Annotated in this window: 12 protein-coding genes; 1 reads left to right on the top strand and 11 read right to left on the bottom strand. The window is 64.1% G+C overall.

Translation table 11 applies throughout. The features are described 5' to 3' along the window. Positions 1 to 5: 5 nt before the first annotated feature. From G5S35_RS20650 to G5S35_RS39520, 11 genes are all read right to left on the bottom strand, one after another. A complete protein-coding gene (locus G5S35_RS20650; RefSeq protein WP_074981188.1) occupies positions 6 to 1310 on the bottom strand; it encodes an NAD(P)/FAD-dependent oxidoreductase in 1305 nt (434 codons plus the stop codon). 13 nt (positions 1311 to 1323) lie between these two features. Further along, entirely contained in the window at positions 1324 to 2616 is a 1293-nt protein-coding gene (locus tag G5S35_RS20645) for an NAD(P)/FAD-dependent oxidoreductase (protein ID WP_183038929.1), read from the bottom strand. A gap of 63 nt (positions 2617 to 2679) precedes the next feature. Next, positions 2680 to 4299: a DUF3138 family protein gene (locus G5S35_RS20640; protein WP_065061616.1), complete on the bottom strand. Its 1620-nt coding sequence runs from the start codon at positions 4297 to 4299 to the stop codon at positions 2680 to 2682. 172 nt (positions 4300 to 4471) lie between these two features. Continuing rightward, the gene (locus tag G5S35_RS20635; RefSeq protein WP_183038928.1) at positions 4472 to 5383 is read right to left on the bottom strand and encodes an ABC transporter permease subunit; all 912 of its coding nucleotides are present in this window, start codon (positions 5381 to 5383) and stop codon (positions 4472 to 4474) included. Next, positions 5380 to 6288 (bottom strand): ABC transporter permease subunit, encoded by a 909-nt coding sequence (locus G5S35_RS20630; RefSeq protein ID WP_408591924.1) that lies wholly within the window; start codon positions 6286 to 6288, stop codon positions 5380 to 5382. The genes G5S35_RS20635 and G5S35_RS20630 overlap by 4 nt, the downstream gene beginning before the upstream one ends. Before the next feature lie 73 nt (positions 6289 to 6361). Next, a complete protein-coding gene (locus tag G5S35_RS20625; protein ID WP_074981192.1) occupies positions 6362 to 7513 on the bottom strand; it encodes an ABC transporter ATP-binding protein in 1152 nt (383 codons plus the stop codon). A 295-nt stretch (positions 7514 to 7808) separates the two neighbouring features. After that, the gene (locus G5S35_RS20620; RefSeq protein WP_074981194.1) at positions 7809 to 8930 is read right to left on the bottom strand and encodes a polyamine ABC transporter substrate-binding protein; all 1122 of its coding nucleotides are present in this window, start codon (positions 8928 to 8930) and stop codon (positions 7809 to 7811) included. A 78-nt stretch (positions 8931 to 9008) separates the two neighbouring features. Next, positions 9009 to 10451 (bottom strand): aspartate aminotransferase family protein, encoded by a 1443-nt coding sequence (locus G5S35_RS20615; protein WP_074981195.1) that lies wholly within the window; start codon positions 10449 to 10451, stop codon positions 9009 to 9011. Between the two features lie 19 nt (positions 10452 to 10470). After that, positions 10471 to 11805 (bottom strand): glutamine synthetase family protein, encoded by a 1335-nt coding sequence (locus G5S35_RS20610; RefSeq protein WP_065066065.1) that lies wholly within the window; start codon positions 11803 to 11805, stop codon positions 10471 to 10473. A 32-nt stretch (positions 11806 to 11837) separates the two neighbouring features. Beyond that, a complete protein-coding gene (locus tag G5S35_RS20605) occupies positions 11838 to 12644 on the bottom strand; it encodes a gamma-glutamyl-gamma-aminobutyrate hydrolase family protein (protein ID WP_183038926.1) in 807 nt (268 codons plus the stop codon). 293 nt (positions 12645 to 12937) lie between these two features. Beyond that, positions 12938 to 13162: a hypothetical protein gene (locus G5S35_RS39520; RefSeq protein ID WP_231957831.1), complete on the bottom strand. Its 225-nt coding sequence runs from the start codon at positions 13160 to 13162 to the stop codon at positions 12938 to 12940. Between the two features lie 408 nt (positions 13163 to 13570). On the opposite strand from G5S35_RS39520, the gene G5S35_RS20600 reads away from it, so the two are divergent. Next, positions 13571 to 14140 (top strand): cupin domain-containing protein, encoded by a 570-nt coding sequence (locus G5S35_RS20600; protein ID WP_065066067.1) that lies wholly within the window; start codon positions 13571 to 13573, stop codon positions 14138 to 14140. Positions 14141 to 14187 lie beyond the last annotated feature (47 nt).

Below are 14187 nucleotides of genomic sequence, written 5' to 3'. Positions count from 1 at the left end.
CACGCTCAAAACATCTCCATGATGCGGTGATAGAACATGCCGATTTCGAGCGCGGGACGACGCCACGCGGGGCCAAGCGGAAAACGCGCGTGGCGCAGCTGCGCGAACAGATCGAACGCGGCGCGCTCGCCCGCGATGGCCTGCGAAACCACGCGTCCGGCGATGCCCGTGAGCGCCACGCCGTGCCCCGAAAAGCCCTGCACGTAGAACCAGTTCGGATCGACAGCGCCGAAGTCGGGCGCGCGGTTGCGCGTGACGTCGACGAAACCGCCCCACGCATACTCCACCTGCACGCCTTCGAGCTGCGGGAACACGCCGGTCATGCGCGCCTTCATCGCTTCGGTGAGCTGCGCGGGCGCGGCGCCGGTCGAATCCGCGCGGCCGCCGAACAGCAGGCGGTCGTCGGCGGAGAGACGGAAGTAGTCGAGGAAGAAGTTGTTGTCGCAAATGGCGGCGCGGCCCGGAATCAGCGCGTCGGCGCGCGCGCGCCCAAGCGGCGCGGTCGCGATGATGTACGAGGCGATCGGCGCGATGCGCGCTTCCACGGGCGCGGGCAGCACGCCGCCCGGTGCGGCGTTGCAGCACGACACCACGAAGCGGCAGCGCACTTCGCCGCGCGCGGTCTTCACCACGGGCCGCGCACCGCGCACGACCGAGGTGACGCGCGAATGCGCGTACAGTTGCGCGCCTTCCTTGCGCGCGGCATCGGCGAGACCGAGGCAGTATTTGAGCGGATGCAGATGCCCTGAAAGCGGATCGTAGACGCCCGCGAGATAGCGCTGCGAATTCACGCGCGCGCGCGTGGCGTCGGTGTCGAGCCATTCGAGCTTGTCGTAGCCCCAGCGCGCACGCGCCGCGTCCATCCACGAACGCAGGCTCGGCACGCGCTTCGGTTTGGTCGCGACCGTCACGTAGCCCGAGGTGAAATCGCAGTCGATGCCGTAGCGCGCGATGCGCTCCTTCACGAGTTCCACGCCCTGGATCGAGAGCGCCCACGCGGCGCGCATGCCTTGCGGACCGAGTTGCTGTTCGAGCACTTCGTCCTTCGCGAAGCCGACGAGCGTCTGCCCGCCGTTGCGGCCCGATGCGCCCCAGCCGGGACGATGCGCGTCGAGCACCACGACGGAGAGGCCGCGCGTGCGGCATTCGAGCGCGACCGAGAGGCCCGCGAAGCCCGCGCCGATCACGCAGACGTCGGCGTCGAGCGCGCCTTCGAGCACCGGGTCGTCGGCGGCGGGGCGCGTGACGGAGGCTTCGTAGTACGAGTGGCGGGCGAGCACGTCCGCCTGGGCGTCGAGGTCGAGTTTCATCGGTTCAGATCCATCAAAGCAGGTCCTTCATTCGATACCAGGCCATCGCGAGCACGAGGGCCGGGGTCCGCAGGGCGGCGCCGCCAGGAAAGTCGCGGTGACGGATCTTGCCGAACAGATCGAAGCGCGCGGCCTGGCCGTGAATCGCCTCGGCGATCAGCTGACCCGCGAGACCCGTGGTGTTCACGCCGTGCCCGGAAAACCCCTGCGCGAAATATACCGTGGGCGAGACGCGGCCAAAATGCGGCGCGCGATTCATGGTGATGTCGACGTAGCCGCCCCACGCGTAATCGACCTTCACATCGGCGAGTTGCGGGAAGGTCTTGAGCATGTCGCGGCGCATCGCTTCGCCGAGATTCGGCGGCGCGAAGGTCGAATAGCTCACCTTGCCGCCCCACAGCAGCCGCGTGTCGGGCGCGGGGCGGAAGTAGTCGAGCACGAAGCGGCTGTCGCACACGGCGGCCTGCGCGGGCATCAGCGATCGCATGCGCGCCTCGCCGAGCGGTTCCGTGGCGATCACGTAGGTGCCGACCGGCATGATCTTGCGCGCGAGCGCCGGCGCCAGCGCGCCCAGATACGTATTGCAGGCGAGCACGACGAACTTCGCGCGCACCTGGCCTTGTGCGGTCTCGATCACGTGCGCGCCCGCTTCGTCGCGAATGCGCATGACGGCGCTGTCTTCGAAGATCTGCACGCCCGCTTCGCGAGCCGCGCGCGCGAGGCCGAGCGTGTAGTTGAGCGGATGCAGATGGCCGCTGTCCGGATCGTAAAGGCCGCCCGGATAGCGGCCCGATTGCACGAAACGGCCCACGCCGTCGGCCTCCACGTAACGGAAGCGGTCGTAGCCGAAGCGTCGCGCGGCGTCGTCGCGCCAGCGCTTGAGTTCGTCGACGTCGCGCGCCTTGTTCGCGGCGGTGAAATACCCTTCCGTAAGCGCGCAGTCGATGTTGTGCTTCGCCACGCGCGACTTCACGATGTCGAGCGTTTCGAGGCCCATGTCCCACATCTGTTTGACTTCGCCTTCGTTCATGAACTGCGCGAACGTGTCGATGCCGCAGGCGAAGCCGCCGATCAACTGGCCGCCGTTGCGCCCGCTCGCGGCCCATCCGACTTTCGAGGCTTCGAGCAGCGCGACGCGATAGCCGCGTTCCGCGAGATTGAGCGCCGTGGAGACGCCCGTGAGGCCCGCGCCGATCACGCAGACATCGGCGTCGAGCGTGCCTTGCAAGGACGGATGGCCGGTGGCGTCGTTGGCGGTGGCCGCATACCACGACGGCGCATGAGACTGATTGGCGAATTTGAGCATAGGAAATGCGTGCGAAAAAAACGGCGGGCGCAGGCGCGAGGCCCGCTGCCCGCCGCATACGCGTCAGAACGCGTAGATGAACTGCGCGCCCAGCAAGTCGTTGCTCTTGCTGTACGAGCCGTCGTTGCGCAGGAACACCTTCTGCGAGGCCCAGTCGTGGCGATATTCGACCTTCACGGTGATCTGCTGCGTCGGGTAGAACAGCAGGTCGAGCGCGACGTCCTGGCGTACCGCGCCCTTGCACTCGAAGCCGTAACCGCCGCCCGCCTGCGAGTTCGCGAGGCAGTCCGCGCCGATGCCGAAGCCGTTGTACGGGTCCATGCCATTGCCGTTGAGCGCCACGCCGCCGCCGCCGCCGCCGTTCTTGCTGTCGACGAGCAGGTCGTAACGCGCGGTCACGCCCATGCGGCCCACGACCGGCGCGTTGAACTTGCGGTGCGCGAGCAGCGAGAGGCCGTACCACTGCGCGTTGCCGCCGTTGAACGCGGCGCGCTGCTGCTGGCCGTAATCGACTTCGGCGTTGTACTGGATGTCCGCGAGCGAGTAGGTCGCGTCGACTTCGCCGAAGAAGAAGTAGCCGCCCGAGCTCGACGCCTGGCCGCCCGGACCGTAGACCACCTGACCGTCCGCATTGGTCGCGCTCGACAGCGTCTGGCGGCCAATGTTGAACGAACCGCCGATATCGAGCGCGCTCGACATCGTGTAGTCCGCGCGCGCCGTGAAGGTCGGGATCTTGTTGCTCGTCGTGATCGGGTCGCCCAGCGCGTTCGTGCCCGTCTGCGTGACCGCGCCGTAGGTGCGGTACTGCTCGTTGCCGAGGATGAACTTGAAGGCCCACTGGCTGCCGTCCGGCGTGTAGTTCCAGCCCACGCCCACGTAGCTGCCCGGATCCGAGAAGTCGTACAGCAGGTTGTGCGTGAGGGTCAGCATCTGGTTCGACTGCTGCACCTCGTAGCCGCCGAAGCTCGGCATCAGACCGGCGACGAAGGTCTGCGTGGCCGTGATCGGCACCGTCACCACGGCCGTGTTCAGGATGTTGTTGCCGATGTCGCCGTGTTCGTTCGCGAGCAGCGTGATGCCGTTGCCGCGGTTCGGCATGAGCGTGATTTCGGCGGACGGCGCCATCGGGCCGACACCGAAGGTCTTCTTGATGTCGAGGTAGAGATCGCCGAACGTACTGTTGAAGTAGTTGTACGAGCTTTCGTGATTCGCGAACAGGAACGACGAAGTGCCCGGCGCGCGGTTGTAGATGTACGACGGGTCGATATAGCCGGTGATCGAGAGGCCCGCGATCGGTCCGGTGCTGGCCGCGTCGCTGAGCGAATCGACCTTCAACTGCTGGCTCGCGATCTGCTGCTTCATCGAGTCGACGTCGTCGTTGGTCAGGTGAGCGGGCGCCTTGCCGTAGTCGGGCGAGCTGATGTCGACCGGCGCGGCTTCCGCCGTGCTGGCCGTGGCGCCTGCCGTGCCCGCTGCCGCGCCGCCCGCGGAAGCCGTGGCCGTCTTCGACGACGCCTTCGCCGTGCTCTTCGAACTGGCGATTTCGCTCTTGAGCGATTTCACCTCTTTTTGCAGGGCATTCAACTGTGCCTGGAGGGCCTTGATCTGATCGCTGGTCGAGTCCGCGAAAGCGAGCCCCGGCAGTGCCCCGGCCACCAGCAGACAGATTAACTTCTTCTTCATCGACAATTCTCCTTATTGGGTCGTTATTGCAAACACTTCGAGGCGTTCTTGCTTTTTTTGCGGCGGGCCGTTGCACGCGGCGCGCGCGAGGCGCGCCGTCTTGTTGTCGAACTCTCAGGTTCCGCGCGAGGTTCTCTACGGGCGGCTTTTACGACTTGCTTCAAAAAACGGTTCAGGCCGCGCGCCGTCCGATCGGTGCGCCGACCGCGCCGGCCGGTGAAGCGGCGCTGGCGGTTTCGGCGGGATCGGGCTGCGTGAAGGCCATCTGCAGATCGCGCAGACGCTTCTTCTCGCGTGCGCTCATCAACTGATTCACCGCGATCACGCCGATCGTCACGGCCGTGATGAAGAGCGTGGCGAGCGCGTTCATTTCCGGATTCAGGCCGAGACGCACGCGCGAGAACACGACGAGCGGCAGCGTGGTCGAGCCGGGACCGGAGAGGAACGCGGAGAGCACGAGGTCGTCGATCGAGAGCGTGAACGAGAGCAGCCAGCCGGAGAGCAGCGCCTGCGAGATCAGCGGCAGCGTGACGACGAAGAACACCTTCAGCGGCGTGGCGCCGAGATCGAGCGCGGCCTCTTCGAGCGACTTGTTCATCTCCTTCACGCGCGACTGCACGATGATCGCGACGTACGACACGCAGAGCATCACGTGGCCGATCCAGATCGTGAGGATGCCGCGCCCGGCGGGCCAGCCGATCATCTGCTGGAGCGCCACGAACAGCAGCAGCAGCGAGATGCCCTGGATCACTTCGGGAATCACGAGCGGCGCGTTGATCATGCCGGTGTAGAGCGTGAAGCCGCGGAAGCGGCCCATGCGCGCGAGCACGAAGCCTGCCCACGTGCCGATCACCACCGAGGCGAACGCCGTCATCAGGCCGATCTTCAGCGAAAGCCAGGCGGCGCTCAGCAACTCGTCGTCCTGCAGCAGCGCCGCGTACCACTTGAGCGAGAAGCCGGACCACACCGTCACGAGCTTCGACTCGTTGAACGAGTACACGACGAGGCTGATGATCGGGATATAGAGGAACAGAAAGCCGACAGTGAGAACGCTGGTCGAGAGCGTGCGATTGGGCTTGATCATTTGCCTTCCTCCAGTTCCTTGACCTGGTAGTACTGGAACACGGCCATCGGCACGAGCAGCAGCAGCACCATCGCGACCGTGACGGCGGATGCCATCGGCCAGTCCATGTTGTTGAAGAACTCGTCCCACATGACGCGGCCGATCATCAGCGTGTCGGCGCCGCCGAGCAGTTCGGGAATCACGTATTCGCCGACCGCCGGAATGAACACGAGCAGGCTGCCCGCGATGATCCCGTTCTTCGAGAGCGGCAACGTGATCCGCGTGAACGCGACCCACGGCTTCGCGCCGAGGTCGTACGCAGCTTCGAGCAGCGTGAGGTCCATCTTCACGAGGTGCGCGTAGAGCGGCATCACCATGAACGGCAGATACGAATAGACCATGCCGATATAGACGCCCGCGTCGCTGTGATAGAGCCGCAGCGGCGAGTGAATCAGGCCGATGGCGATCAGCGCGTGATTGAGCAGGCCGTCGTCCTTGAGAATGCCGATCCACGCGTAGACGCGAATCAGGAACGAGGTCCAGAACGGCAGCATCACGGCCATCATCAGCACGTTGCGCGTGGCCGGATTCGAGCGGGCGATGTAGTAGGCGATCGGATAGCCGATCAACAGGCAGAAGATCGTCGAGACCGCCGCCATCTTCAGCGAACTGATGTAGGTGGCGATATACAGGCTGTCCTGCAGCAGGAACGCATAGTGCGAAAGCTGCAAGGCCAGATGCACCATGCCGTCTTTCATCTCGACGAGGTTCGAGTAGGGCGGAATGCCCATGACCTGGTCGGCGAAGCTGATCTTGAGCACCAGCACGAAGGGCAGCGCGAAGAACAGCGCGAGCCACAGGAACGGCACGCCGATCACCGTGGTGCGGCCCGAGGGCACGACGCGCGAGAACACGCGCGCGAGCATGCCGCGCGGCGCGTTGCTGCGCGACGGCACGGAGGGCGTGGAGGGCAGGGACGTACTCATGTCGGCATCTCCGTTATTGCGTGAGCACGACGCCGCTGGCGGGCGACCACGACACATACACGTCGTCGTTCCAGGCCGGCGCGCCTTCGTTCATCAGATGCGAGCTGGACAGGTTCGACACCACCACCTTGCCGCCGGGCAGGCGCACGTGATAGAGCGAATAGCTGCCCATGTAGGCCACGTCCGTCACGACGCCGCGCGCCCAGTTCGTCTGCGTGCCCGGCTTCTCGCGCGTTACGCGCACGCGCTCGGGGCGCACCGAAATGCCGACCGGCATGCCGAGCGGGCCGGTCACGCCGTGGCTCACGTACATGCGCGTTTCGAGGTCTTCGCTTTCGACGTAGATGTGATCGGGCTCGTCTTCGACCACCTTGCCTTCGAACAGATTGGTCGAGCCGATGAACTCGGCCGAGAAGCGGCTGTTGGGGAATTCGTAGACTTCGTTGGGCGAGCCGATCTGCACGATGCGGCCTTCGCTCATGACCGCGAGACGATTGGCCATCGTCATCGCTTCTTCCTGATCGTGCGTGACCATCACGCAGGTGACGTCGACCTTCTCGATGATGTTCACGAGTTCGAGCTGGGTCTTCTGGCGGATCTTTTTATCGAGCGCCGACATCGGTTCGTCGAGCAGCAGCAGCTTGGGGCGCTTGACGAGCGAACGCGCGAGCGCGACGCGCTGCTGCTGGCCGCCCGAGAGCTGATGCGGCTTGCGCTTCGCGTAGCGGCTCATCTGCACGAGATTGAGCGCGTCGGCCACGCGTTCCCGGATTTCGTTCTTCGGCACCCCTTCCTGCTTGAGGCCGAACGCAACATTCGATTCCACGCTCATATGCGGAAAGAGCGCATACGACTGGAACATCATGTTGACCGGACGGCGATAGGGCGGCAGCGCCGCGAGGTCCTCGCCATCGACGAAGATCTTGCCCGAGGTGGCCGTTTCCAGCCCGGCGAGCATGCGCAGCAGCGTGGACTTGCCGCAGCCCGAACTGCCGAGCAGCGCGAACAGTTCATTCTTCGCGATGTTCAGGCTGACGTTGTTCACGGCGACGCTGTCGCCGAACTTCTTGACGACGTTTTCGATACGCACGAAAGCGTCGCGGGAGGTGGCCTGCGCGCCCGGTTGCGCGGCTTCGGAGGCGTGGACTTTGGACGTCGAATTCATGATGTAACGGTTTCCTTTCTGATCGCGGCACTGCGCGTCGTCGCGCGGTTTGCCTGTTTGCCTGCTGCCTCGCGGCGGTTCTGCAAATCGCGGGCGCGAGTCGCCCCGCACGGGGCGCACAAGGCGACTCGCGGACGTCAGTACTGCGAACGGAGCTCGGTGGAGGCTGGCGCGTTGCCGGGGAAAGGGGGCGACGCGCACAGCCGGACTTCGAACAGCGGACTTGCCTGGTGGCGGCGAGGGGTCGAGCGATCCCTCTACCGCGCGGTGTCTCCTTCCTTCTCCTGTTATGCGCTTAGTGGCCCGTCTTCAACTGCGACCACAGGCGGTTTTCGAGGCGCAGGATTTCGGCCGGCATCGGCTTCATCAGCGTCATCTTCTTGAGGACTTCGTCGCCCGGATACACGGTCGGGTCCTGCGCCACCGAAGGCGTCACGAACTGGCGCGCGGCCTTGTTGGCGGTCGGATAGAACACTTCGTTGGTGATCGCCGCGTTGACCTTCGGATCCTGGATGTAGTTGATCCACTTGAGCGCGGCTTCGGGGTGCGGTGCATCCTTCGGGATCACCATCACGTCGAACCACAGCAGGCCGCCTTCCTTCGGGTTGCCGAACTTGATGTGATACGAACGCTTGGCTTCCTCGGCGCGGCGATGCGCGATGCCCACGTCGCCCGACCAGGCGAAGGCCACGCAGATGTCGTTGTTCACGAGGTCGTTGATGTAGCCCGACGAATTGAACTGCGTGATGTACGGGCGGACTTTCTTCAGCGTTTCGAAAGCGGCCTGATAGTCGGCCGGATTCGTGCTGTTCGGATTCTTGCCCATGTATTGCAGCGTGGCGGCGAACACGTCGGCGGCCTGGTCGAGGAACGACACGCCGCAGCCCTTGAGCTTCGACAGATTGGCCGGATCGAAAATCAGCGACCAGCTGTCGACGGGCGCGCTCGTGCCGAGCGCCTTCTCGACGGCTTCCTGGTTGTAGCCGATGCCGTCGGTGCCGTAGGCCCAGGGCACGCCGTACTGATTGCCCGGATCGGCGTCCGCGATCATGTGCATGAGCACCGGATCGAGGTTCGAGAGATTGGGGAGCTTCGACTTGTCGAGCTTCTGGTACACGCCGGCCTGAATCTGCTTGGCCATGTAGTTCGACGTGGGCACGACGATGTCGTAACCCGAGCTGCCCGCGAGCAGCTTGGCCTGCAAGGTGTCGTCGCTATCGTAGTTGTCGTACTTGACGTGAATGCCCGTCTGCTTTTCGAAGTTCGGGATCGTGTCTTTCGCGATGTAGTCGGACCAGTTGTAGACGTTCAGTGTGTCGTCCGCGGCGCGAGCCGGCTGGCTCGAAGTTGCCGTGAGACCCGCGCAGACGGCGAGCGCGGCCAGTGCGACGGCATGACGAAGATGTCTGACACTCATGTTGATTTCCCCAGGTGATGAAGGTTGGCGGGCGGCGCCCGCACCCCGTTGTGCGCCGCCGGCCCGGTGGTGACTGCGTTACGAAAATCCCAGTTGCTGCGCGGTGGCGTCGACGGCCTTCTTCGCCTTCGACACGATTTCGTCGATCTCGCCGCGCGTGATGACGAGCGGCGGCGAGAGCAGCATGCGGTCGCCGGTGGCGCGCATGATGAGGTTGCCGTTGAAGCAGAAGTCGCGGCAGATCGTGCCCACGTCGCCGCCGTTCGCGAAGCGCTTGCGCGTCTTCGGGTCTTCGGCGAGTTGCAGACCGGCCACCAGACCCGCGCCCGAAATGTCGCCGACGATCGGATGATTCGCGAAGGTCTCGCGCAACTGCTGCTGGAAGTACGGACCCGTATCGGTCTTCACGCGCTCGACGATCTTCTCGTCGCGCAGCAGCTTCAGGTTCGCGACGGCCACGGCGGCGGCCACCGGATGACCCGAGTACGTGAGGCCGTGATTGAAGTCGCCGTTCTCGATCAGCGCCTTGGCCACGCGGTCGTGAAGGCCCACCGCGCCCATCGGCACATAACCGCTCGTGAGGCCCTTGGCCATCGTGATGAGGTCCGGCTCGAAACCGAAGTGCTGATGCGCGAACCATTCGCCCGTGCGGCCGAAACCGCCGATCACTTCGTCGGCGCACAGCAGAATGTCGTACTTGCGGCAGATGCGCTGGATTTCCGGCCAGTAGGTCGACGCCGGGAAGATCACGCCGCCCGCGCCCTGGAACGGCTCGCCGATGAAGGCGGCCACGTTCTCCGCGCCTACTTCGAGAATCTTCGCTTCGAGCTGCTGGGCGCGCGCGAGGCCGAATTCCTCGGGCGTCATGTTGCCCTCGGCTTCGCCGTAGAAATACGGTTGATCGATATGGACGATGTTTTCGACCTTCGAAGGCATCTGCTCGTGCATATAGCCCATGCCGCCGAGCGTGCCGCCCGCGATGGTCGAACCGTGATACGCGTTGCGGCGCGAGATCACGACCTTCTTCGACGGCTTGCCCTGCGTGAGCCAGTACTGATGCACGATGCGCAGCACGGTGTCGTTGCCTTCCGAGCCGCTGTTGCAATAGAAGAAGTGGTTGAACGGTTCCGGCGAGACCTCGGCGAGCAGCGCCGAGAGTTCGATCACCGGCGGATGCGTGGTCTTGAAGAACGTGTTGTAGAACGGCAGTTGCAGCATCTGCTCGTAGGCGGCGTCCGCGAGTTCCTTGCGGCCATAGCCTACGTTCACGCACCACAGACCGGCCATGCCGTCGATGATCTGGTTGCCGTCCGAGTCCCACAGATACACGCCCTTGGCCTTCACGATCACGCGGCTGCCGGCCTTGTTCAGCGAGCCCATGTCCGAAAACGGATGGATGTGATGCGCGGCGTCCAGCGCGCGATATTCAGCGGTCGTGCGTGCGCCTTGCGCGGCTTGTGCGCGCAGCGTCGTCGGCGCTTCCTGGAGCGCGCTGGCGGGGGCGTCGATTCGATAGCTCATTGCAATGTCTCCTTTCTCGTTACACGTGCAGCAGCAGGTGCTTGCGTTCCCACGAACTGATCACGCGGAAATACGCTTCGTATTCGGTTTCCTTGAGCGCGAGATACGCGCGCACGAACTTCTCGCCGAGGATGCCCATCAGCGGCTCGCTCGCGCCCATCAGCGTGAGGCCTTCTTCCAGATTGCGCGGCAACTGGTAGGGCAGCGAGTAGCCGTCGCTCACGAGCGGCTCGGTGGGCTTGAGGTGCTGCGTCATGCCCAGATAACCGGCCGCGAGCGTCGCGGCGATGGCGAGGTACGGATTCGTATCGACGCCCGGAATGCGATTCTCCACGCGGCGCGCGGCCGGCGACGAATACGGCACGCGGAAGCCCACGGTGCGGTTGTCGTAGCCCCATGCCACGTTGATCGGCGCGGCCATGAAGCGCGACAGCCGGCGATACGAATTGATGTACGGCGCGAAGATCGGCATCAGCGCCGGCGTGTACTTCTGCAGGCCCGCGATGTACGCATGGAACATGTCGGTGGGCTTGCCGTCCGCGCCCGTGAACAGGTTCTGGCCGCTTTCCGCCGACACGAGGCTCTGATGGATGTGCATGGCCGAACCCGGCTCGTTCTCCATCGGCTTCGCCATGAAGGTGGCGTACATATGGTGACGCAGCGCGGCTTCGCGCACGGTGCGCTTGAAGAGGAACACGCGGTCCGCGAGACCGAGCGGCTCGCCGTGCATGAAGTTGATTTCCATCTGCGCCGCGCCGACTTCGTGAATCAGCGTATCGACTTCGAGATCCTGCACGTCGCAGTACTCGTAGATGTCTTCGAACAGCGGATCGAATTCGTTCACGGCTTCGATCGAATACGCCTGGCGGCCCGTTTCCGGACGGCCCGTGCGGCCGATCGGCGGCGTGAGCGGCATGTCCGGGTCCTTGTTCATGTCGACGAGATAGAACTCCAGTTCCGGCGCGATGATGGGCTTCCAGCCCTTCGCGTCATAGAGTTCGAGCACGCGGCGCAGCACGCGGCGCGGCGAGATTTCGACGGGCGAGCCGTCGAAATGCACGCAATCGTGAATGACCTGCGCGGTGGGATCGACGGCCCACGGAATGATGCGGATGGTCGAGGCGTCGGGCACGCAGACCATGTCGGGGTCGGTGACGCCGGTGAGCGTGCCGTCTTCCGGATAGTCGCCGGTCACGGTCTGGATCATCACGGCTTGCGGCAGGCGCATGGATTCGCCGGATTCGAACTTGCTGCGCGGAATGATCTTGCCGCGCGCGATACCCGCCATGTCGGGGATGATCGCTTCGATTTCGGTGATGTGATGTTTCTTCAGGAATTCGTCGATGTCGTGCATGTTCGTTCTCTCTGTTCTGTTCAGGGCCGGGCTCAGACGTGCGCGGCGTGGGCGCGTGCGGGCTGATGCGCGGCGCCGCCCGGTATTCGGGCCAGCATGCGTGCGCGGCAAGCCTCGCCGAAGGCGCGGAAGATGGCGCTGGACAAGGCGTTCTGCGCGTGCTGCCACTCGGGGTGCCACTGCACGCCGAGCGCGAAGGCGCGCGCGTTCGCCACACTGATCGCTTCGATGAGACCGTCGGGGGCCGTTGCGTTAGCAACGAGTCCGTGGCCGAGCGTGTCGATACCTTGCCCGTGCAGCGAATTCACGCTGGCCTCGTGCGCGCCGCCTGCGATCTCGCGCAGCAGCCCGCCTTCGACGAGCGCGATCGTGTGCGCCGGACCATATTGCGTATCGAGCGGATCGGCCTTGTTCTCGCGATGGTCGTGCAGTCCGTCGACGGCATGCACTTCCTGATGCAGCGTGCCGCCGAACACCACGTTCATCTCCTGGAAGCCGCGGCAGATCGCCAGCACCGGCACGCCCGCCTCGATGGCGGCGCGCAGCAGCGGCAAGGTGGTAGCGTCGCGCGCCGGATCGTGCAGCGTGCCCGCGGCGCTCGCCGGGCCGCCGTAGCGATGCGGCTCGACGTTCGAGTAACTGCCCGTGAAGAGCAGTCCGTCCACGGCATCCAGAATGTCCGCCGCCGCCTGACGCTCGCCGAGCGCGGGCAGCACGAACGCGAGCGCCCCGGCGCCATCCACGGCAGCGGCGATGTACTTCTCGCCGGCCACGTGCGACGCGTGCGGTCCCATCATCGTGCGATCGGCGGTAACGCCAATCAAAGGTTTGGTTCGCATGACTAATGGTTCACTTCTTCTTCCTGATGCGCGTTTGCAAACGTAATGCACAGGCGCAACAGGCGTAACATGACCTTGCAACCGCACGGCATGCACGGCTGCAAACGGGTTCGCGCAGAATTGAGCGACGCTAACGCATCGCGCTGCGCGTGGAGATCATGTAGGCGGTTCGTTTTCTGCCGTTATGCGGCGCGACGGTATTCAGACGTGCGCAGGCACACCGCGCATGCACGACAGACGTCCTCGCATGCACAACACGGCGATGAAAACGAACGGCGCAGGAAGGAGAGGCGCTAGGGCAGCAGCGACGCGACCTCGTCCGTGTGGACGGCGATAAAGGCGCGTGCGGAAACGGCGTTATGGCGCCGGACGGACCGGCGGGAAAGGATTGTGAAGACGGAGAGAAGCAGGCGAGAGGCAAGCCTGCCGCTACAGCCGTCGGCGATGGCGGCGCAGTCACTGCGAAGACACCTCGCATGACTTCGATCCCATCTCACCAGAGGGCCACGGACTCTCACAATTACACTCGACTGGGGTTTGTTGGTCAGTTGTCTGGTTCGCACCGCGCGGTATGCAAAATGCGCTTCGTGAACCGGAACATAGGTGCCGTTCGATGTAATGCGCATTGTTCGCGTGTTGCGGTGCGATGTGATGCGTGAATCATCGTTCGATCGACCTGTGTTTCAGCATATACGAGCCAAAAAGGCCGTCAATTATTTTTTTACGTTTTTTATGTCAGCACTTTCCCCAAGACGCCCGTAAACACAGCGGAGTGCGAAATATGCCGCACTGTCGTTATATTTCGAATTACTTACAGGGGTTTGTACTGACGCAAAAAAAAGCAAACTGATTAGAATATTCAACACGTTTATCGCGCCGCGCTGCCGTGTCTCATGCGCGTTCTCTGACCCAAACCGGTTTTCGACGTGACCGAGTCCGCATCCGTTTCCACCGAAGTCGCCACGCGCCTGCGTTATGTGCGCAAGCGCTATGGGTTGTCGCAGCGCGAACTCGCCAAACGCGCGGGTGTGACGAACGGCGCGATTTCGCTGATCGAGCAAAGTCGTGTCAGTCCCTCAGTCGGATCGCTCAAGAAGCTGCTCGAATGCATTCCGATGAGCCTCGCGGAGTTCTTCACCTTCGATCTGAACGAGGGCGCGAGCGTGGTGTCGCGGCGCGACGAGATGCCCAATCTCGGCAACGCGTCCATCGAGTTCTATCTGGCGGGCGCGAACGTGAAGGACCGCAACATGGGCATTCTGCGCGAGGTGTATCAACCGCTCGCGGATACCGGACCTGAAATGCTGGTTCACGCCGGGCACGAGGGCGGCGTCGTGGTCAACGGCCAGATCGAACTGACCGTCGACGGCACGACGTGGCTGCTCGACCCCGGCGACAGTTATTACTTCGAAAGCCGCCTTCCGCACCGATTTCGCAATCCCAGCGCGACCGACGTCTGCGAAGTGGTGTCGGCGAATTCGCCGCCCACGTTCTGATCGCGCGAAACCGATGCGCCCGCTGCCGCACGCGTCACACGATGCGT

The organism is Paraburkholderia tropica (assembly GCF_014171495.1).
GTDB lineage: Bacteria > Pseudomonadota > Gammaproteobacteria > Burkholderiales > Burkholderiaceae > Paraburkholderia > Paraburkholderia tropica.
This window is presented reverse-complemented; position numbering and strand designations above follow the sequence as displayed.

Bases quoted from the DNA above. Each gene is read 5' to 3' on its own strand.
- G5S35_RS20625 (WP_074981192.1), bottom strand. From the start codon at position 7,513: ATGAATTCGACGTCCAAAGTCCACGCCTCCGAAGCCGCGCAACCGGGC.
- G5S35_RS20645 (WP_183038929.1), bottom strand. From the start codon at position 2,616: ATGCTCAAATTCGCCAATCAGTCTCATGCGCCGTCGTGGTATGCGGCC.
- G5S35_RS20605 (WP_183038926.1), bottom strand. From the start codon at position 12,644: ATGCGAACCAAACCTTTGATTGGCGTTACCGCCGATCGCACGATGATG.
- G5S35_RS20650 (WP_074981188.1), bottom strand. From the start codon at position 1,310: ATGAAACTCGACCTCGACGCCCAGGCGGACGTGCTCGCCCGCCACTCG.
- G5S35_RS20635 (WP_183038928.1), bottom strand. From the start codon at position 5,383: ATGATCAAGCCCAATCGCACGCTCTCGACCAGCGTTCTCACTGTCGGC.
- G5S35_RS20620 (WP_074981194.1), bottom strand. From the start codon at position 8,930: ATGAGTGTCAGACATCTTCGTCATGCCGTCGCACTGGCCGCGCTCGCC.
- G5S35_RS20610 (WP_065066065.1), bottom strand. From the start codon at position 11,805: ATGCACGACATCGACGAATTCCTGAAGAAACATCACATCACCGAAATC.
- G5S35_RS20630 (WP_408591924.1), bottom strand. From the start codon at position 6,288: ATGCTCGCGCGCGTGTTCTCGCGCGTCGTGCCCTCGGGCCGCACCACG.
- G5S35_RS20615 (WP_074981195.1), bottom strand. From the start codon at position 10,451: ATGAGCTATCGAATCGACGCCCCCGCCAGCGCGCTCCAGGAAGCGCCG.
- G5S35_RS20640 (WP_065061616.1), bottom strand. From the start codon at position 4,299: ATGAAGAAGAAGTTAATCTGTCTGCTGGTGGCCGGGGCACTGCCGGGG.